The 17,261-nt window shown below is 38.7% G+C and carries 21 protein-coding genes; 6 read left to right on the top strand and 15 right to left on the bottom strand.

Going from position 1 to position 17,261, the window contains the following annotated elements; genetic code table 11:
- Positions 1–124 precede the first annotated feature (124 nt).
- Genes HYB91_RS00145 through HYB91_RS00135 form a run of 3 tightly spaced genes read left to right on the top strand, consistent with a single transcriptional unit; the run spans position 125 to position 1,422 of the window.
- Complete coding sequence (locus HYB91_RS00145) at positions 125–433, top strand: nucleotidyltransferase family protein (protein WP_002667001.1); 309 nt, start codon at positions 125–127, stop codon at positions 431–433.
- On the top strand, positions 417–773 hold the full coding sequence (locus tag HYB91_RS00140) for a HepT-like ribonuclease domain-containing protein (RefSeq protein WP_002673431.1): 357 nt from the start codon (positions 417–419) through the stop codon (positions 771–773). The genes HYB91_RS00145 and HYB91_RS00140 overlap by 17 nt, the downstream gene beginning before the upstream one ends.
- Positions 763–1,422, top strand: a complete 660-nt coding sequence (locus tag HYB91_RS00135) for a hypothetical protein (RefSeq protein WP_002666996.1) — start codon at positions 763–765, stop codon at positions 1,420–1,422. The genes HYB91_RS00140 and HYB91_RS00135 overlap by 11 nt, the downstream gene beginning before the upstream one ends.
- Positions 1,423–1,468: 46 nt before the next feature.
- Here HYB91_RS00135 and fliP read toward each other — a convergent pair whose 3' ends face one another.
- Genes fliP through HYB91_RS00080 form a run of 11 tightly spaced genes read right to left on the bottom strand, consistent with a single transcriptional unit; the run spans position 1,469 to position 10,820 of the window.
- Positions 1,469–2,284 (bottom strand): flagellar type III secretion system pore protein FliP, encoded by an 816-nt coding sequence (gene fliP / locus HYB91_RS00130; protein WP_002673427.1) that lies wholly within the window; start codon positions 2,282–2,284, stop codon positions 1,469–1,471.
- Positions 2,281–2,940, bottom strand: a complete 660-nt coding sequence (gene fliO, locus HYB91_RS00125) for a flagellar biosynthetic protein FliO (RefSeq protein ID WP_002676247.1) — start codon at positions 2,938–2,940, stop codon at positions 2,281–2,283. Before fliO ends, fliP begins: the two co-directional genes overlap by 4 nt.
- A gap of 25 nt (positions 2,941–2,965) precedes the next feature.
- Positions 2,966–4,147, bottom strand: coding sequence for a flagellar motor switch protein FliN (gene fliN / locus HYB91_RS00120; RefSeq protein WP_002676248.1), 1,182 nt, complete (start codon positions 4,145–4,147; stop codon positions 2,966–2,968).
- Complete coding sequence (gene fliM / locus HYB91_RS00115; RefSeq protein WP_002666990.1) at positions 4,140–5,174, bottom strand: flagellar motor switch protein FliM; 1,035 nt, start codon at positions 5,172–5,174, stop codon at positions 4,140–4,142. The genes fliN and fliM overlap by 8 nt, the downstream gene beginning before the upstream one ends.
- A gap of 14 nt (positions 5,175–5,188) precedes the next feature.
- Positions 5,189–5,734, bottom strand: a complete 546-nt coding sequence (locus HYB91_RS00110; protein ID WP_002666989.1) for a flagellar basal body-associated FliL family protein — start codon at positions 5,732–5,734, stop codon at positions 5,189–5,191.
- A gap of 42 nt (positions 5,735–5,776) precedes the next feature.
- Positions 5,777–6,496 carry a flagellar motor protein MotB gene (motB, locus tag HYB91_RS00105; protein WP_002666988.1) on the bottom strand — a complete coding sequence of 240 codons (720 nt, stop codon included), beginning with the start codon at positions 6,494–6,496 and terminating at the stop codon, positions 5,777–5,779.
- 1 nt (position 6,497) lies between these two features.
- The gene (locus tag HYB91_RS00100; protein ID WP_002666986.1) at positions 6,498–7,277 is read right to left on the bottom strand and encodes a motility protein A; all 780 of its coding nucleotides are present in this window, start codon (positions 7,275–7,277) and stop codon (positions 6,498–6,500) included.
- 21 nt (positions 7,278–7,298) lie between these two features.
- Positions 7,299–7,496 (bottom strand): flagellar FlbD family protein, encoded by a 198-nt coding sequence (locus tag HYB91_RS00095; RefSeq protein ID WP_002666985.1) that lies wholly within the window; start codon positions 7,494–7,496, stop codon positions 7,299–7,301.
- 25 nt (positions 7,497–7,521) lie between these two features.
- A complete protein-coding gene (gene flgE / locus HYB91_RS00090; RefSeq protein WP_002676252.1) occupies positions 7,522–8,913 on the bottom strand; it encodes a flagellar hook protein FlgE in 1,392 nt (463 codons plus the stop codon).
- 12 nt (positions 8,914–8,925) lie between these two features.
- Positions 8,926–9,435 carry a flagellar hook assembly protein FlgD gene (flgD, locus tag HYB91_RS00085; RefSeq protein ID WP_002676253.1) on the bottom strand — a complete coding sequence of 170 codons (510 nt, stop codon included), beginning with the start codon at positions 9,433–9,435 and terminating at the stop codon, positions 8,926–8,928.
- Between the two features lie 11 nt (positions 9,436–9,446).
- A complete protein-coding gene (locus tag HYB91_RS00080) occupies positions 9,447–10,820 on the bottom strand; it encodes a flagellar hook-length control protein FliK (protein WP_002676254.1) in 1,374 nt (457 codons plus the stop codon).
- A gap of 206 nt (positions 10,821–11,026) precedes the next feature.
- On the opposite strand from HYB91_RS00080, the gene HYB91_RS00075 reads away from it, so the two are divergent.
- Entirely contained in the window at positions 11,027–11,881 is an 855-nt protein-coding gene (locus HYB91_RS00075) for a DUF4300 family protein (RefSeq protein WP_002676256.1), read from the top strand.
- On the opposite strand, the gene HYB91_RS12975 is transcribed toward HYB91_RS00075, so the two are convergent.
- Positions 11,878–12,021 carry a hypothetical protein gene (locus HYB91_RS12975; protein WP_353743517.1) on the bottom strand — a complete coding sequence of 48 codons (144 nt, stop codon included), beginning with the start codon at positions 12,019–12,021 and terminating at the stop codon, positions 11,878–11,880. The genes HYB91_RS00075 and HYB91_RS12975 overlap by 4 nt on opposite strands.
- A gap of 174 nt (positions 12,022–12,195) precedes the next feature.
- Between HYB91_RS12975 and pip the strand changes: the two genes are divergently transcribed.
- On the top strand, positions 12,196–13,137 hold the full coding sequence (pip, locus tag HYB91_RS00070; protein ID WP_002666970.1) for a prolyl aminopeptidase: 942 nt from the start codon (positions 12,196–12,198) through the stop codon (positions 13,135–13,137).
- A 6-nt stretch (positions 13,138–13,143) separates the two neighbouring features.
- A complete protein-coding gene (locus HYB91_RS00065; RefSeq protein ID WP_002676260.1) occupies positions 13,144–14,103 on the top strand; it encodes a dienelactone hydrolase family protein in 960 nt (319 codons plus the stop codon).
- A 49-nt stretch (positions 14,104–14,152) separates the two neighbouring features.
- Here HYB91_RS00065 and HYB91_RS00060 read toward each other — a convergent pair whose 3' ends face one another.
- The 3 genes from HYB91_RS00060 to HYB91_RS00050 all read right to left on the bottom strand — a co-directional run bounded on the left by HYB91_RS00060 (position 14,153) and on the right by HYB91_RS00050 (position 17,250).
- The gene (locus HYB91_RS00060; protein WP_002673411.1) at positions 14,153–14,386 is read right to left on the bottom strand and encodes a PspC domain-containing protein; all 234 of its coding nucleotides are present in this window, start codon (positions 14,384–14,386) and stop codon (positions 14,153–14,155) included.
- A gap of 23 nt (positions 14,387–14,409) precedes the next feature.
- Entirely contained in the window at positions 14,410–15,354 is a 945-nt protein-coding gene (locus HYB91_RS00055) for a hypothetical protein (protein WP_002676261.1), read from the bottom strand.
- A gap of 66 nt (positions 15,355–15,420) precedes the next feature.
- The gene (locus tag HYB91_RS00050) at positions 15,421–17,250 is read right to left on the bottom strand and encodes an ABC transporter ATP-binding protein (protein WP_002676262.1); all 1,830 of its coding nucleotides are present in this window, start codon (positions 17,248–17,250) and stop codon (positions 15,421–15,423) included.
- Positions 17,251–17,261 lie beyond the last annotated feature (11 nt).

The raw sequence follows: 17,261 nt of genomic DNA, 5'->3' as shown, positions 1-17,261 counted from the left end.
AATAATTTGCCGGTGTATTATTTAGATAGATATAATGTAGGTTAGATGGACTCGTGCTACTGCACGAGCTGAATTTTTCAGGTATAAATCTAGATTTAATATTAAAAAAAGGTATAATAGAAGTATGAAACCTAAAGAAAAAAAAGAGATTTTTAATTTCTTAGAATATAATAAAAACATTCTCCAGTCCTATGGCGTAAAAAAAATAGGTCTTTTTGGTTCTTATGTACATAATCAGCAAAATAAAAATAGCGATATTGATATATTAGTAGAATTCCATACTGATAAAAAAAATTATAATAACTTTATAAATTTAGTTTATTACTTGGAAGATAATTTGAATACAAAAATAGATTTATTAACCATAGAAAGTTTAAGTCCTTATATTGGTCAGAGAATACTCAATGAGGTTGAATATGTATCGATCAAATGAAGAGTTATTTAAGCATATTTTTGATGAAATTGTTTTTTTGGAATCTGAAACAAGGACCATATCAAAAGAAGTATTTTTAAAAGATGAAAAAACGCAACGAGCTTTTGCACGAAGTATTGAAATTATCGGAGAAGCCGTTAAAAATATTTCAAGTGATGTAATAATTAAATATAAAGAAGTTCCATGGAGAAATATTGCCGGTATGAGAGATAAACTCATTCATGGTTATTTTTCCGTTGATTATGAAATTGTGTGGGATGTTGCAAAAAACATTATTCCTGAATTTAAGAACCAGCTGATAAAAATTATGGATACAGAAAAAAAGAAAAATGACAATTAAAGAAATAATAACAGAAATCAATAAAATAGAAATAGATATTGCTGATTTTATAAGTAGTTACAAAAGTGAACAACTTGTCAGTAATTATGATGATTGGAATTATAAAGATGTCATTGCGCATCTTTTGGAATGGATTATGTTTTCAAAAAATAAACTAAACGCTATTGTATATAACCAAGATTTTCAAGAAATAAGTAATATCGATATATTCAATAAACAAAATTATATAAAAAATAAGAATAAGCATATTACAGAATTACAGAAGAAATTAATCTTTGAACTGAATAAATATAAAAATATTGTGCTATTGTATACAGAAGCGGATTTACAGAGAAAAGATTTGCCAACAGGTTTTTCATTTGAATTATGGCGGTATATGATAATGGATACTATTATACACCCTGTAATGCATTTATTATATTATTTAATTAAAACAAAAAACTATAAGTTATTTTTCAAATTGTGTAAAAAATATAATGACATGTTTTATTGTTATGCAAAAGAAAATCTTGAGGTGTATTCTTTTTATGAATATATTGAAGATAATAAGAAATTTATTGAGAATATAAAAGAATTAGGCGAGCAGTATAAAAATGATGATATGATACATGCAGTTTTAAAAGCCAATAAAATAGATGGAAACATCTAGCACCCGCACTTCAACGCTGACATTCGTTTTGGACGAAATGATCTTTTTATAAAAACGATTCAAATAATTTACCGAAGAGGAGTCCCCAGCCGTCAACCATAACAAAAAGAATCAATTTAAACGGCATAGATATTTGGACGGGCGGAAGCATTATCATACCCATAGACATAAGAATACTGGCTACAATCATATCTATTATAATAAAGGGCAGGTACAAAAATATTCCGATTTGAAAAGCTATTGTAAGCTCATGTAATATAAAGGCAGCTATTAAAATATGAGTAGGCACATCTGCAAGAGTATCAGGCTTTGGGAGTTTAGACATAGCCATAAATGTGCGGATATGGGTCGGATTTTTTTGCATTTGTTTGTACATAAAATACCGCATGGGTTTTTCAGCCTCCCTATAGGCTTCTTCTATCCCGATCTGTCCTTCACTCATAGGTTTATAAGCGTTATTGTATATTTGGGTAAAGGTCGGCCACATTATAAACAGGGTAAGAAAAAAAGCGATTCCGTTTAAAACCTGAGTCGGCGGCACTTGTTGAAGAGATAAGGCCCTTTTAACAAAATCCAGAACAATACTTAAACGCAAAAAGCTCGTCATCAATAACAAAAGACTTGGAGCTATCGAAATAAGCGTGATAAAAATTAAAAGCTGAACTGAAAAAGCAACATCTTTATTTGTCGAAGGTTCTCTTATCGAAAAATCGATAAAAGGAATTCTCCCAGCCTGCCTGTTAGGATCGGCATCCGTCCTTCCGGCAGTAGTACCTTCGGGAAACCTCGACTGAGAAAAAACTTGAACCGGAATAAAAAGAATCATACCAAAAAAAACCAGAATTAAAAGATTTCTTTTCATTCTCTTTCCTCCGGTACTTGAGCCTTAGCAGCCTTGTTTAACCTTTCACGTTGTGCTTCAAAAAAATTTACATCAACGTCATTGTTTTTTGAGCCTTTAAAAACCGATGACAGCATAGAAGCAAAGTCTTGTTTGGGAGGGGAGCTGCGTCTTTCGGCATCCAAATTCATGGTATCGACAAGGGTTTTATCTTCAACTTCCCCTATCATATTTATTGAAGAATCGGTAACGCCTACAATGTACGCCTTTTCACCCAAGGTAATAACATGAATACTTTTTCCTTGAGCAATGTTAATTGAGGCAACACTTTTTAGATAAGGACTATCCGAAGAAAAAGATAGTGAAGATTTTTTCAAAAATTTCAGCACAACATAGGCCAAAATACATACTATAATTAAAGATACAAGAACTTGTAAAAGTCTGGAAATAGGAGATTGAGTCCTTTCTGCAACATTCAAATCAAAAGCACTTCCATTTCCGGCAGGTAATGCATCCCCCTCATTTCTTTCAATATTTCCTTTTTTACCTGCGTCCAATAGAATACCCGACTCTGAAGACAGGGAATCTCCATCCGAAGAAGTTCCGTCATTTTCTGCAAATAAGGTCACCGAAAACAAAAAGAAAATAATAAAAAACAGCTTTTTCCCCAAGCTCATTAAAACCCCCACCCGATTTTTAGGTTTATATATCCGAAATACGCTCAGCCGGAGATAAAATTTCGGTTATACGGACACCGAAACTTTCTTCTATAACTACAACTTCACCCTTGGCTATAGGCTTGTGGTTTACAAGAACATCTACAGGTTCACCGGCAAGCTTATCAAGCTCAATAATATGACCCTCGCCCATTCCAAGAATTTCCTTAATCATGCGCTTTGTTCGTCCTAGTTCTACGGTCATTTCCATGTAAACGTCCATGATAAGACCGATATTACCCTGCTCCTCCTGACTTACAAAACCCTGAAGGGGCGGAAATTGAACAGGCTGAACACTGGCGCCCATTCCCATTTGGGGCATCATGCCCATATTATTCATAGCCTGCATATTTCCTCCTTGCTGAGGCGATCCTTGGGGCATACCTGAACCGAACATTTGCTGTGCGGGGCCGCCTGTTTGCGTAGCTCCCATCTGCATACCGCCCATCATTCCATTGTTTTGCATTGCACCCATATTCTGCATACCTCCCATTGCAGCCATACCCTGCATTGAAGGATCAGGACCTGCAATCGTAGAAGCTATTTTATCGACAACATCTTCAGAAAGAATTTCCCACAGTTGATATGCAGAATCATCAAGCTTAACATTATAAGTTATGCTTACAAAGTTACGCTGAGGTAGTCTCATCATAGCCTTAGGAACATGTGAAGATTCTGCCGGAGAAGATGCAACACCGGTAAGTCCGGCACGCTCAAGGTAACTAAGTTCCGTACCCACATATTGAGCGATTGTCTCACTTATAACCGAAAGGGCCATATCGTCTATTTCTACGTTTTCTTCATGATTTACCAAACTGACTATTTTCTTTGCAAGCTCAGGACTCATCATAAAGGCATGATCACCGCTCATAGATCCCGAAAAATCAATGAGGGTGGCAACAGTCATTTCGGATACTTTTCTTAAAAATGTCTCTCTATCGGAAAACTCGATAACCGGCTCGGAAATGCTGACACTTTTACCCGTCATGGACTCCAAGTTCGAAGACAGCCCGGGGATGTTTTCTTTTGTAAATTGAAGTAAGGCTGTTTTTTTAAAACCGGCCAAATCATCGCCTGCACCTGCAGCAGGAGCCGATGCAATTCCGCCTCCTCCTACTCCCGATAACAAAGCATCTATTTCATCTTGAGAAATTGAACCATCACTCATACAACTCATCTCCTTCCGATGTTAATTCTTCGAATTCATCACCGCTAATATCTTCTATTTTTTCCAAAATCTGAACTGCTAATTTTTTACCCTTCACGCCGGGTTGGCAGGAGAATTTAGGCCTGCTTCCTACTGTAAGCTTAAAAGGATCCCCTACCCTTACGTTGGGTAAGCGTACAACATCTCCGGCTCTCAAGTTAAGAACATCCCTGATTGAAACATCCAAGGAGCCTACCTCGGCAACCATATCAACCTCAACGGTCGAAAGCTTATCCTTAATTGCTGCCGCATATTGTCCCGTCGAAGCCCTTCTGACCGACGAAAACCAAAACTGTGTCGATAACTTTGATATAATCGGTTCAAGGGTAATGTAAGGAAGACAGATATTCATCATTCCTTCTTCTTCTCCAACCTTAGTTTCCAATGTTACCAAAAGTACCATTTCAGAGGGGGTTACAATCTGAACAAACTGAGGGTTGGTATCTATGTTTCCCAAACGGGGACGTAAATCTACTACGGTAGTCCAAGCTTCCCTCATATTTGCAAGGATACGGACTATAACGCCTTCCATGACGGAGCTTTCTATTTCGGTCAATTCCCTCTGAACTTTTGAACCCTGTCCCTTACCGCCGAACAAACGGTCTATAATCGAAAAGGTAACCGAGGGGTCTATCTCCAAAAGAGCGCTTGCCCTTAAAGGATCCATGTTTATAATCGCCAAGGTTGTCGGCGTAGGTATTGATCTTATAAATTCTTCATACGTAAGCTGTTCTACGGTTGCTACGTGAACATGAGCCATGCTTCGCAGCTGAGCGGAAAGAGAAGTGGTTGTAAGACGGGCAAAGGTTTCATGCATCATCTGTACCGTCCTCATCTGCTCCTTAGAAAATTTATCGGGACGTTTAAAGTCGTAAATTTTTATTTTACGGGTGTCATTAACGGCACGAAAATCTTCTGTATCCGTATCTCCTGAGCTTATTGCGGTGAGAAGCTGATCTATTTCATCCTGCGAAAGAACTTCTGTCATGGCTCTCCTATCCTTTATTGTTCAACAATATCGTATTGCGTGAATCGAACATCCTTTATTTTATTTTTTGTAAGTACATTATCGTTTATTTCGTGCTTTATTTCAATCTTTATTTTTTCTTCCTGTCTTAATTCAGCAGTAGTCTTGCCTTTAAAATAAGAGCGTAAAAAGTCTATTATTTCGACCTTTCTTGCAGAAAGCTCTTGAGGTGTCGACTTATCGTTGTTAGTATAGCCTAAGGCGACATCTACTATCAAGGTTGCAGGAATTCTATCTGCCGTATGTACCTTCAAAATACCGATTGCCTGATACCACTGCAAAACATCCCTTGTTTCCCTGTACTCTTCAGAAACGGGGGATATTGAATGAGATGAGCCTTTTTTATCTCTTATGTTCATTGTAATAACTACAACGGTAACAATGAATATTAGAGCAACCAATACAATAGCAACCCATTTTATCAGCATGGGTATAAGACCTGCACCTCTTTTTTTGGTATCTACTGATGAAGCCATATTTTCCTGAATATCATCGTCATCCATTAAGTCATTATCAGCCATAATTTTCTCCTTACTATTATAATCGGCACATTTTTATTTTTACTAAAAATGTGCATCATCAAGAATAATTATATCAACCCGCCTATTGTAGGCTCTTCCTTCTGCCGTATCATTTGAAAAGATAGGGCGAGTGTCTGCGTAGCCTGCTACGGAAAATCTGGATTCTTGAGCTCCGAAGTCCGTAAGGCTGTGCAAAATATTTATTGCCCTTGCAGATGAAAGCTCCCAATTACTTTTCCATACATTCGGATCCGTTACGCCCGAATCGGTATGCCCTTCAACCCTAAACCTATAGGAAGCCAAATCTTGAGAAGATAAAAACTGAGCGAGATTTAAAAGCGTATCTCTGGATTCGGCAATATTAAGCTCTGCACTTCCGGGATAAAAGAAAACATCCGATGCCAAGCTGATTACTATTCCTCTCTCATCGCTTGTAACTGCAATTTTATTTGTTTTGATTTCGGGAGCAAAAAGCGAAACAGCCTTTTTTAAGGCACTTGCAAGCATTTTCCCTTTTTCCATTGAAGGCATTGAGCTTATGGTGTTTCCAAGGTCTGAAAGTCTGCCTGCAGAAACAGAAAGACCGCCTCCGGTCGGGTCACCGCTTATTGATGCGGAAAGAGCCATGAGCTGAGTTACATCGACCTCAGACGGCTCAAAAAGCATTACGAAAAAGCAAAGCATGAGAGTAACCATATCTGCATAAGTGGTAAGCCATCCGCTTCCGGCGGCGCTTGGACCGTGTTTCTTTTTCCTTGCCATTTTAATCCTTTAATACTTCCGCCTCAATTGCTTTTCTATCGGAAGGCGTCAAATACGTAATAAGCCTTTGAGCCAAAATTCGAGGGTTATCTCCGGCTTGAATTCCAAGTACGCCTTCTATAATCATTTCTTTGGATTTAACTTCCATATTGTTTTGGTACATAAGCTTTGTTGCTATAGGAACCAAGAGCCAGTTCTGCATAAGAGAACCGTAAAAGGTTGTAACAAGAGCCGTAGCCATGTTAGGGCCGAGAGCAGTTTTATCATCCAAGTTTAACAACATACCGATAAGACCTATAACCGTTCCCAACATACCGAAACCGGGGGCGAGGGTTGCCCAAGCATTTACTAAGGATATCCATGTGTTATGGCGCTCTTCCATTTGATTAAGCTCGTTCTCCATAAGAGAGCGGATAGCCTCTCCATCTATACCGTCAACTACGTTCCTTAGACCTGAGCGCATAAAGGGATCTTCAAAGTCTTCAATTTCTTCTTCCAATGCAAGAAGACCTGCGCGGCGGCTTTTTTCGGATAGAGCAACAAAACGTTGAACCAGAGCCTTTTCACCGTAATCGGTTACCTTAAAAACTCTTGCAACAACCTTGAAAATTCCTATCGTATAGGATAAAGGATAGGTTAAAAAAAGACACATGTAGGAGCCGCCAATTGTAATGAACATTGAAGCCGGGTGAATAAGACCTCCGGCCGAACCGCCGAGGATGGCACCGAATGCAACAACTGCTATACCTCCGAATATTCCTATAAACGACGCTATATCCATATCTACCCCTTTTTGCTTCTACTACAACTCATTTTTAAATATACCGATTTTACGGCGGTACGCGACTATAGCTTCCAAAATTTCTTCAGGTGTTTCCTTAATTACATAATACTTTCCTGAAAGCATCTGCAAAGTAACATCCGGATTACACTCAATAGTTTCAATTTGATGAGGATTAATCCAATACTTTGTTCCGTTTAGCCGCGTTACCTGTATCATAAATAATACCCTATATTATACCATACTATCGTTTCAAGTTCAAGACTGTTTCAAGCATTGTATCTGAAGTTTGTATTGTTTTAGCACCTGCCTGAAAGCCTTTTTGAGTAACGATCATGTCTACAAATTGGTCGGTTAAATCTACGTTACTCATTTCGAGAGTTCCGCCGATAAAGTAGCCCTTACCTACGGTTCCCGATGTGGAAACATTGGCAATACCCGAGTTATTGGACTGAACATAGGTGTTTTGTCCCGCTTTTTCAAGACCGCCCTGATTGGCAAAACCGGCCATAGCTATCTGACCTATTTCCTGCCTTACACCGTTGGAATAAACGCCGGTGATAATTCCGCTTTGGTCGATTCTAAAGTTTTCAAGATAACCTAGAGTATATCCGTCCTGTTCATAGGCCTTAGTAGTGCTCTTATCGGAGAACTGAGTAATTGTATTTTTGGAAGTTCCGATTTCGCCTAAGTTTACGTCAAATGTATGTCTTGTGGGAGCTCCGGCTTCATCAGGGTTTGCGCCTACTACATTGTATGAAATTTGAACCAAAACTTGCCCTGCGGGAGACGTTACGTTTCCTGCAGTGTCGGTAACGGAAGCAAGATGTCCGTTATTGTCAAAACGGACTATGAAGCTGTTTTGAACGCCGTCGGTTGTTCCAATTCCTACACGGGTAGCTGTAGCGTCTGCATTTGTAGGGTCAACATTTACGGTTGCCCGCCAAGCATTTACTTCCCCGGGTACTCTGGCAAAATCGATTTGAAGCTCGTGGGCTTCACCGAAACTGTCGTAGACCTTAAATTCGGTAGACCAAGTAGATTCCAAAATTTGAGCCCGGTTTGCTCCTTCGGGCAATTCAGGCAGTCTCTTATCAAGGTTACAAGCATAGTTTACACTTGTAGTTGCCTTTGCATCAAGTTTTTGACCTATAGGAATATTTAAATCTTCCGTCTGGCCCGATGTATTGATTATCCTGAATCCGTCAGCTTCTTCAGCCATCCAGCCCTGGACTCTCATTCCGTTTGCGGGATTTACCAAGGTTCCTTCTTTATCGATACCGAAGGCACCGGCCCTTGTGTAAAAAGTTTTTTCTCCGTCTTTAAGAATAAAAAAGCCGTTTCCCTGAATTGCAAGATCGGTATTGACTCCTGTTGTCTGCAAGGCTCCTTGAGTAAAGATTGTATCAATGCTTGCGACCATCATACCCAAGCCGACTTCTTTGGGGTTTACACCGCCGAGTTCTTCGGTAGGACGGGCTGCACCACTTAATTGCTGTGAAATTAAGTCTTGAAAGTTTACTCTTCCCCTCTTAAAACCTGTTGTATTTACGTTAGCTACGTTATTTCCGATAACGTCCATTCTTGTTTGGTGATTTTGCATTCCGGTTACACCCGAAAATAATGATCTCATCATAATTATTGCCTCCTAATTGTTATCTGCATAAACCGTTTTAACGGCTGACCAGTTGTACCAGTTTCCGTTTACCATAACTTCCGGATTGATACCGCGTGTTGCGGCTGAAATATAACCGGAAACCTGTGAAGACCCTAGGTCTAAGTCAACTTTTTTGCCGACGGCGTTTACGGCCGATGAGCCTGTCATAAGCTCGTTTAAGGCGGCAAAGTTTTTGTTCATATTGGTCATCTGCTCAAGGGATGAAAATTGAGCCATTTGCCCTATAAATTGAGTGTCTTCCATCGGAGATGTGGGATCTTGATGGGTGAGCTGGGCAATTAAAAGCTGAAGAAAATCGTCTTTTCCAAGCTGTTGTTTTGGAACCCTTGTTTCTGCAAAATTCTGCTTATTTAAGGTGTCGACCTGTAGGCCTAAAAGAGCCTTTTCTTCAGGACTCATCTCGGATTTAAAATCCTTCATCATTTCCGTCTGTTCAAGAGCGGTGGTTATCATACTGTTATTAACATTGTTTACCTGCATAAACTACCTCTTTAAGCTAAAATATCTACAGTCGGACCATAAACGTAACTGTAGGTACTCAAATTATCGGCCGTTTTTTCAAGCTGCCTTAAATCTTGTTCTTGATTTTTATAAACAAAATCTGAGAAAGATTCAAAACTTTCGGCAAAGCCTTCTTGCCCCGAAAAGCCCGACCAATTTAAATTAAATTCGGCAAATTCAAAACCGTTTTGTTTAAATTCTTTGGCCAAATTATCCAAATTTTTTTCAAAGGCGTCGTAGGCTTCTTTAGAGGCAACAGTTACTGTTCCCGTAACCCGTTTTCCCTCGCTCAGCTCCAAATTGATTTTTACGGCTCCCAGATTTTCAGGTCTTAGATGCAGCCTTATTTCTCCTGCATTATTGTCGCGGAGAACGATTTTTCCGGCTTGTACAAAGTCTGCTGAAGCATCCCTTATTTCTTGAGCCAACATAGCAGAAAAAGTTTGACTTGTTTTTTGGGTTTCGCTTCCGGTTTGAGTGTTTTGCAGCTCTCCGCCCTGTGACGCATTTTGAGCCTTTCCGCTAAAATCGATTACCATATCGACGGAATTGTCCGTTTCAACCCGAGATTCGGAAGCTGTGGTATGAATAGCAGCATCCGCTTGGGCAGAAGGCATTGAGCGTAAATCTTCTACGGAAATCTTAGGTTTAGACTTGGAAACCGGCTTTTTGTTTAAATTTTCCTGTGCTGCCTCGGTTTGCGAAGAAAGTTTTTTTGATAAGTCCTTTTTATCGGTCTTGGATAAAAGCCCCAACTTTCCGGCTTGTACCGCCTTTTCTTCGTCAAGGGACTGAGTCTTTTTCTTGTCTGCCTTATCTAATTTTTTTAAAGCTTCATCTGAAAGAAGATAAATAGTTTCTTCTTCTTTTACATCTTGCGGCAAAAAGTCCTTAATTTCCTCCTTAAAATCCTCATTAAGAATTTTAAGATTTAGCTCAAGGTCATTTTTTTGACTCTTTTCAGCCTGCAAATGTTCTGAGTCCGGCTTTTGAGTTTCGGTCTTAGGCTTTTTTAGCAAATTCTTGGGCTCTTTTAAATAAGCTTCTTTGGAATTAAGCAGATTTTCAGCATCTATTTTCTTAGACTTATGGTCTTCAGATGATAGTTCCGTATTCTGCCTTCCTGCTTCCTTTTGAAGCGATGAATCCCTAATTTTGTCTTCTCTAAGACTAATATCTTCAAATCGGGCTTCATCAGTCTCCTTGCTTCCATCCTTGGCGGCGGCAATCATCTTTTTGATCATTGCCAGGAATGAATCTCCGTTTCTTACAGGTTCCGCATCAGCTCTTTTAATGTCCCCAGAGTCTTCTCTTTCCGGCTCTTTTACCGGCAAAGCCTGCATACGAACATCAAGTGCTTGCATATGAACCTCCTATACATTGATCCTATGTTACTTCAATAAATTTTCGGCTTATTTTTAAGGCGGGTTTAGGAAAAAAGTCTATACAACTTTTAAATTTTTAAAGGACGCCCCAAGTTTATTAAAATAATAATTTATGATAGAATACGGTTAGCGCAATAATTAAATGCAAATAAACATGAAATTTTATAGAAACACAGGAGACAATAATGAAAAAAATATTAACAGTGCTTATGGTAATGCTCATTGTATCATGTCAAAAGAATAATGGTACAAAAGAAGCTCTTATAACTCAAAATGAGGTACAAGACGAAAAACCCCTATTTTCGAACATGAGTGACGATGAAAGTATAAAAGAAGTTCAAGCTGTTTTGAATTCGCATTTGGAAAATAAAAATGCGGAAGCCTTTATACGGGGAGTTATCGACTATAATGAAACGATAGAAAAAACCGGCTTGACAAAGGGCTTTGAAAAAGAGCCTCCTGAGTATGATGAGCAAAAAATAGACGAATTATGGAAATCTAAAAAAGGCAATTTTATCGGAACAAATTGCCGGATAAATGTCTTTATGCTTTTAAAGGATAATATTGAAATTAAAAAAGCCCCTATCGATGATGCTCTTTTGTTTATGGATAATGAAGCTATCTCCGTAGGGAAAATATTTAATGATAATGATACTGAAAGGTTTAAACAATTATTTTCGAGGGTAAAAACCGAAAATACAAAGGATATTCTCATTCATGCCCAAAAGATGAAAGAACATTTTGCAAACATAGGTTTCGATAAAAATGCAAAAATGCTTTCGGTTGTTCTGCATGATAACTTGGACGGAGACTTTCTTTTTATAGGACACACGGGCGTATTGCTGCAAAACAAGGACACATTCCTGTTTGTAGAAAAACTTTCTTTTTCCGAACCCTTTCAAGCCGTAAAATTTGCCAAAAAAGAAGATTGCTATAATTACCTCTTTTTAAAATATAAACATTACCAAGACGAAGATACGGCAAAACCTTTTATCATGGAAAACAACGAGCTTATAGAATTGGATTTGTATAAGGACTAAGAAGTTAATTCCCTGCTCTTAAGCCCGTTCTTCATCCACATTATTTGTTTTTGAAAGTGCTCTATAAATTCTTTCGGTTCCCAGTTTTCGATAAAGAAGCGGGATATAAGATTATGAACAATGGCCTTGGTGTATTCTATAAGCTCCTTTGAAAGAATCTCGCCATATCTTAAAAGGGCATTAAAAAAAATCGTTATCGCTTTCTAATTATTCAAGGCAGAAAAGATCTATAGAAAAAAAATCTTATAATCATATGGTATCTTGAAATTCCGCAACAAAAAAGCTATCATGGATTTTAATATAAGAGGTAATCTATGAAAATTTTATATGAAAAAACACCGCTTTTTGATGAAGGCTTTTTAAAGGTCTCGGATATTCACAGTATTTATTATGCCCAATACGGTAACCCCAATGGAAAGCCCGTAGTATTTTTGCACGGAGGCCCCGGAGGCGGCTGCATTCCGGTTGCCAGCCAGTATTTTGATCCCGAATTTTACCGAATAGTTTTATTCGATCAGAGGGGAGCAGGAAAAAGTTTACCTCCTTGCGAGATGAAAGAAAACAAATCGGAAAATCTAATTGAAGATATAGAAAAACTACGGGAACATCTAAGTATTAAAAAATGGATGGTCTTCGGCGGAAGCTGGGGAAGTACCCTAGCTCTAATCTATTCCATAGCTCACCCCGATAAGGTTGTATCTATAATCCTACGAGGAATCTTTTTAGGAACGCAAGAAGAAATAGACTGGATTTACGAAGAAGGCGGAGCTTCCAAATTCTTCCCTGAAGATTTTGAAGCCTACCAAAATTTTATTCCGCTGGAAGAAAGAAGCTCCTTGGTAAGAGCTTATTCAAAACGCCTTTTTGGAGAAGATAAAAAACTTTCGCTTGAAGCTGCCCATAAGTGGAGCCGTTGGGAATCGGCCCTCGTGCGTCTCTTTCCGGCTGTCTATGATATGAGTGATGAAGAAGCCCTTGCTATGGCCAAGGCTGAATGTCATTATTTTTTGCACAAGTGCTTTTTTAAGGATGATAATTATATCCTAAACAACTGCAATAAAATTAAAGACCTCCCATGTACTATCGTGCAAGGAAGGTACGATATGGACTGTCCGCCCTTCTCCGCTTATAAACTGCATAAAAAATTACCCAAATCGAATTTGAACATTGTCTTATTCGGAGGACACTCCAGCATGGAACCGGGACTGGTGGACGGCCTTGTAAGAGCTGCAGAAGATCATAAAAAATTCTTTTAGTTTATTATGAACTCTCATTTACAAGACGAGCATAAAATCTTTGAAGGCCCCTACGATATAAGAGCTTACAATGACAAAAATATGATAGGATTTAACCGTGTTTATAAAAAAACATTGGAGGACAACAAAGAGGACAAGAGCCTTTCAGATGAAGAAAATTTAAGAGACGAAGTTACAGTCTATATACCTAAAAAAAAGGGGAAATATCCTCTTATCTTAGTAAGCCATGGATGGGCTAATTATAAATACGGTTTGTTACCTATCGGACACTATCTTGCCTCATACGGATATGCCGTAGCTCTTTTTACTTCAAAGAAAAAAGCCATCCCAAAAGATTGGATTCCAACCTTTACTGCCGTCCACAACTTGATAAAGAATAAAAACGAAGATGCCTCTCACGATTTATACGGCTTAATCGATATAAATAATATAGGTATTGTAACCCATTCGATGAGCGGGCCTGCATCTTTTTATTATGCGAGTCTTAGGCCTGAAGTTAAGGCTATAAGCGCAATCCATCCTTATAATGGAGCCTCATCTTTTGTTGAAGCCATAGCAAGCTCCAATGAAGAACTAGGCGACGAATTCCCGAAAATTAAAAGTGCCGTTTTATTTTTAACCTCCGAAATTGATAGATCTGCTTATCCTGAAAAAACCTACAAGTTTTTTAAAAACTTAAATAAAGATGCCCCTGCATGTTTTCTCTCATTTAAACATATAAAGCATAATGGAGCCTTGGATATTTTTAAAACACCCCTATCCGGAGGGTATGATGAAAAAGCATTTAAACTTTATTCCCGTCTTTCAGTATTATGGTTTGATGCATTTTTAAAGGGTAAAAAAGAAAATTTAAAATATTTTCAAATAGATGATGAAAAGTTTCAAGATATTAAGGACTTGCTTTATACCGAAATACATAGAGAGCACGAAGCCTATCCAAGCTATGATTCGCGTAATTTAAAATAAAAAAGCTGCCTTTATCGGCAGCTTTTTGCTTTAATAGTTATAAACTCAATCAATCACGAGGGGCATATTCATAAGACTCATCATCATCATCCTTAACTTCCGTATCATAGGGCATAATAATAGCCGCTATTATGTAAGCAATGATTCCTGAACCCACAACTAAGGCAAATATGATCCACAGGAGTCTTATCAAAACAGGGTCAACACCAAGATACTCGGCAAGGCCTGCACAAACTCCTAAAATTTTTTTATCCCTTGATGATTTGCATAATCTCTTTTTCATCTTTTCCTCGTAAACCTGTAAATCTATTTGACTTCAGCCTTGGCACTTACGGTTCTGTTTCTCTCTTCCCAAGGAGAAGAAACCCTATTTGTATCGGATACAACAAAGAAACAGGCGGTTATCTTATTAAACCAATCGGAATTGGAATCATCCTTGCGCAGAATATAGCGGCATTCCTTTCCATCCTTTGAAAAAGCTCTGCATCCGTTTACAGGCTTTCCCGATGCATCTATCATAGAACCGGAATCTTTATAGTATTTTTCTCCCGGCACATCAAACCAGAAATATCCGTTTTTTACGCGTTCATCATTTACCGAAAAGAAAATTTCTATCGAATCGGAATCCTTTGAAACCGATTTGATTACAGGAACCGAAAGAGCGGCTATCTCATTCTTTGACGAAGATTGAGGAACTATCATTTTGATATTTGCCGGAGCCGTTTCAGCAGAAGTAAGGTTTCCTTCTTCAGCCTTTGCTTCACCTGTTTTATCTTGAGCTTTCTTTTCAAAACCGGTAATATCCAGAACCTGCTCATACTTATTGCCGTTCCTATCTGTAAGAGTGAATTTCCACTTTCCGAGAGCAACGGAACCTGATCCTTCCCCGCATTGAAGGCGTTTTACGGATGCAATCTTAGCCTTGTCATCAATTTCGGTTATCTTTTCAAGCTGAGAAGAATTTAATATCCACATATCGACAGGGGATTCAACTAAAAGTTTCTGGACATAATTTGTATTAAAAGATCCTTCATAATTGATAAAAAAACTTATAAACATCTCGCCGTTGCCTTTAAGCGTTCCGTTCCATATTGAAATATCCAATCTTTCTATCATCCATGTAACCGAATTAATGGATATCTGTCCGGGCCCCGATGGTGTATCAGAAGCCTGCTTCGGAGTCGATTTACAGCCTAAAACAAGAGCCGTGCATAAAATTGCGATAAATATTTTCGAGTAGAGTTTTTGCATTTTCAATTCCTCCTCCTTCTATTATACACCTATAATTGTAAAAAGACAACAGCAATGAGGATAATTTTAACTATTTATGTTTAAGGACCTTTGCTCTTCACTGATAAATTGATGGGTATAAAGCTCATAATAATGGCCTTTTTGCTTCATCAGCTCATCATGATTACCGCATTCAATCATTTTTCCGCCTTCAACAACAATTATCTTATCCGCATTTCTTATTGTCGATAATCTATGGGCTACAACAAAGGAGGTGCGTCCCGACAATACGGTCGTAATGGCGCTTTGAATTTTTTGTTCGGTTTCGGTATCTATCGAAGAAGTCGCTTCATCCAAAACAAAAAGGCGCGGGTTTCTTACCAAGGTGCGGGCAAAAGAAACAAGCTGCTTTTGTCCTGTAGAAAGAAGGCTTCCGCCTTCTCCGACCTCCGTATCATAACCCTTTTCCATTTTAACTATAAAATCATGGGCATCTACCAACTTTGCAGCTTCGATAATTTCTTCATCGCTTGCATCCAATTTTCCGTACCTGATATTTTCTGCAATCGTTCCCGAAAAAAGGTGTGGGGACTGAAGCACATAGCCTAGATTTTCGTGAATCCAGCTTTCGGGCATATCCGTATAGTCTATACCGTCTACAAGGATGCGCCCGCTTTTGGGCTCATAAAACCTGCAAAAAAGATTGACAATGGTAGATTTTCCGGCTCCCGTAGCCCCGACCAAGGCTATAGTCTGTCCCGCTTCAACATCGAGGCTAAAACCGCTTAATACAGGTTCTCCCTCCTTGTACCAAAAAGAAACATCGTCAAATTTTACATTACCCTTAATAGCCGGCCGTTTTTCATCTGTGGGACAAATGGCTGTACCGTATTTTTTTATAACCTCATCCTTGTCCTTAATTTCGGACTCCTCTTCAAGAAGCCCGAAGATTCGCTCGGCGGCTGCCTGAGCCGAAATAAATTCGGCAAAAAGGTCGGCGGCTTCAGCTAAAGGAGCATTAAACTGAGTAACATAAGAAAAAAAGGCAACCAGCAAGCCCATCGTAATAGCCCCCGAAACAACCGAAATTCCTCCATACACAATCATGAGGGCGGTGCCGACAGCGCCGATTAATTGAACGGTCGGCATAAGAATAGACGAAATTAAGATACCAATGATAGATGCCTTTTTCATCTCCTCGGTTTTGAACAAGAATTCTTTTGCATTAAGTTCTTCACGAACCAAGGTCTTAGTTGTCTTAGCACCCTGAATATCCTCATTGTAGGAGGCTGTCAATTGAGAATTTATTTTGCGCACCCGTCTTTGTGCTTTTAAGATTTTACCCCGCAGATAAATACTGAAAACCACAATTACGGGAAGGGTCAGTAAGCCTATGAGAGCAAGCCGAGGGCTGTCTCCAAGCATAGCAATTATTACAGCCATCATCATACAAAAACCCCAAAATAGGTCGGTTGCACCCCATGCGACAATACCGGATAATTTATTTATATCGGAGGACATTCTTGACATAAGCCAGCCGACGGCATTTTTATCGTAAAAAGAAAGAGAAAGTGACTGCAATTTTGTAAAACACTTTGTTCTCAAGCGGTGGCACATTTTTATTTCCAAATGGCCTACAAATTTTATAAAGAAAAAAGTAGAGGCTGCAGTAATCAGCAAGAACACTACCGTAAAAATGATTGAAGCATTAAAATTGCTTAAATCCCGCCCCTTTACAAAGGTGTCTAGAACATATTTGGTCATCTTAGGCTGGACAACATCCAATGCTCCTGTCAGACCGCCCAAAAGAATGCCCGGAACCAAAAGCTCCTTAAAATAACCGAATTCTTTTAGAACCTTTTTCCATACTCCGCTTTTAAATTTCTCGTTATCTTTATCTATATCAAAATCTTCCATAATTTTATTTC

This window comes from Treponema sp. B152, from assembly GCF_024181665.1.
GTDB lineage: Bacteria > Spirochaetota > Spirochaetia > Treponematales > Treponemataceae > Treponema_B > Treponema_B denticola.
This window is presented reverse-complemented; position numbering and strand designations above follow the sequence as displayed.

Coding starts and splice junctions, on each gene's coding strand:
- HYB91_RS00110 (WP_002666989.1), bottom strand. CDS start 5,734: ATGGCTGATAATGACTTAATGGATGACGATGATATTCAGGAAAATATG.
- HYB91_RS00095 (WP_002666985.1), bottom strand. CDS start 7,496: ATGATACAGGTAACGCGGCTAAACGGAACAAAGTATTGGATTAATCCT.
- motB (WP_002666988.1), bottom strand. CDS start 6,496: ATGGCAAGGAAAAAGAAACACGGTCCAAGCGCCGCCGGAAGCGGATGG.
- fliN (WP_002676248.1), bottom strand. CDS start 4,147: ATGAGTGATGGTTCAATTTCTCAAGATGAAATAGATGCTTTGTTATCG.
- HYB91_RS00050 (WP_002676262.1), bottom strand. CDS start 17,250: ATGGAAGATTTTGATATAGATAAAGATAACGAGAAATTTAAAAGCGGA.
- HYB91_RS00060 (WP_002673411.1), bottom strand. CDS start 14,386: ATGAAAAAGAGATTATGCAAATCATCAAGGGATAAAAAAATTTTAGGA.
- HYB91_RS00140 (WP_002673431.1), top strand. CDS start 417: ATGTATCGATCAAATGAAGAGTTATTTAAGCATATTTTTGATGAAATT.
- HYB91_RS00135 (WP_002666996.1), top strand. CDS start 763: ATGACAATTAAAGAAATAATAACAGAAATCAATAAAATAGAAATAGAT.
- HYB91_RS00080 (WP_002676254.1), bottom strand. CDS start 10,820: ATGCAAGCACTTGATGTTCGTATGCAGGCTTTGCCGGTAAAAGAGCCG.
- pip (WP_002666970.1), top strand. CDS start 12,196: ATGAAAATTTTATATGAAAAAACACCGCTTTTTGATGAAGGCTTTTTA.
- HYB91_RS00100 (WP_002666986.1), bottom strand. CDS start 7,277: ATGGATATAGCGTCGTTTATAGGAATATTCGGAGGTATAGCAGTTGTT.
- flgE (WP_002676252.1), bottom strand. CDS start 8,913: ATGATGAGATCATTATTTTCGGGTGTAACCGGAATGCAAAATCACCAA.
- fliM (WP_002666990.1), bottom strand. CDS start 5,174: ATGACAGAAGTTCTTTCGCAGGATGAAATAGATCAGCTTCTCACCGCA.
- flgD (WP_002676253.1), bottom strand. CDS start 9,435: ATGCAGGTAAACAATGTTAATAACAGTATGATAACCACCGCTCTTGAA.
- HYB91_RS00065 (WP_002676260.1), top strand. CDS start 13,144: ATGAACTCTCATTTACAAGACGAGCATAAAATCTTTGAAGGCCCCTAC.
- HYB91_RS00055 (WP_002676261.1), bottom strand. CDS start 15,354: ATGCAAAAACTCTACTCGAAAATATTTATCGCAATTTTATGCACGGCT.
- HYB91_RS00145 (WP_002667001.1), top strand. CDS start 125: ATGAAACCTAAAGAAAAAAAAGAGATTTTTAATTTCTTAGAATATAAT.
- HYB91_RS00075 (WP_002676256.1), top strand. CDS start 11,027: ATGAAAAAAATATTAACAGTGCTTATGGTAATGCTCATTGTATCATGT.
- fliO (WP_002676247.1), bottom strand. CDS start 2,940: ATGAGCTTGGGGAAAAAGCTGTTTTTTATTATTTTCTTTTTGTTTTCG.
- fliP (WP_002673427.1), bottom strand. CDS start 2,284: ATGAAAAGAAATCTTTTAATTCTGGTTTTTTTTGGTATGATTCTTTTT.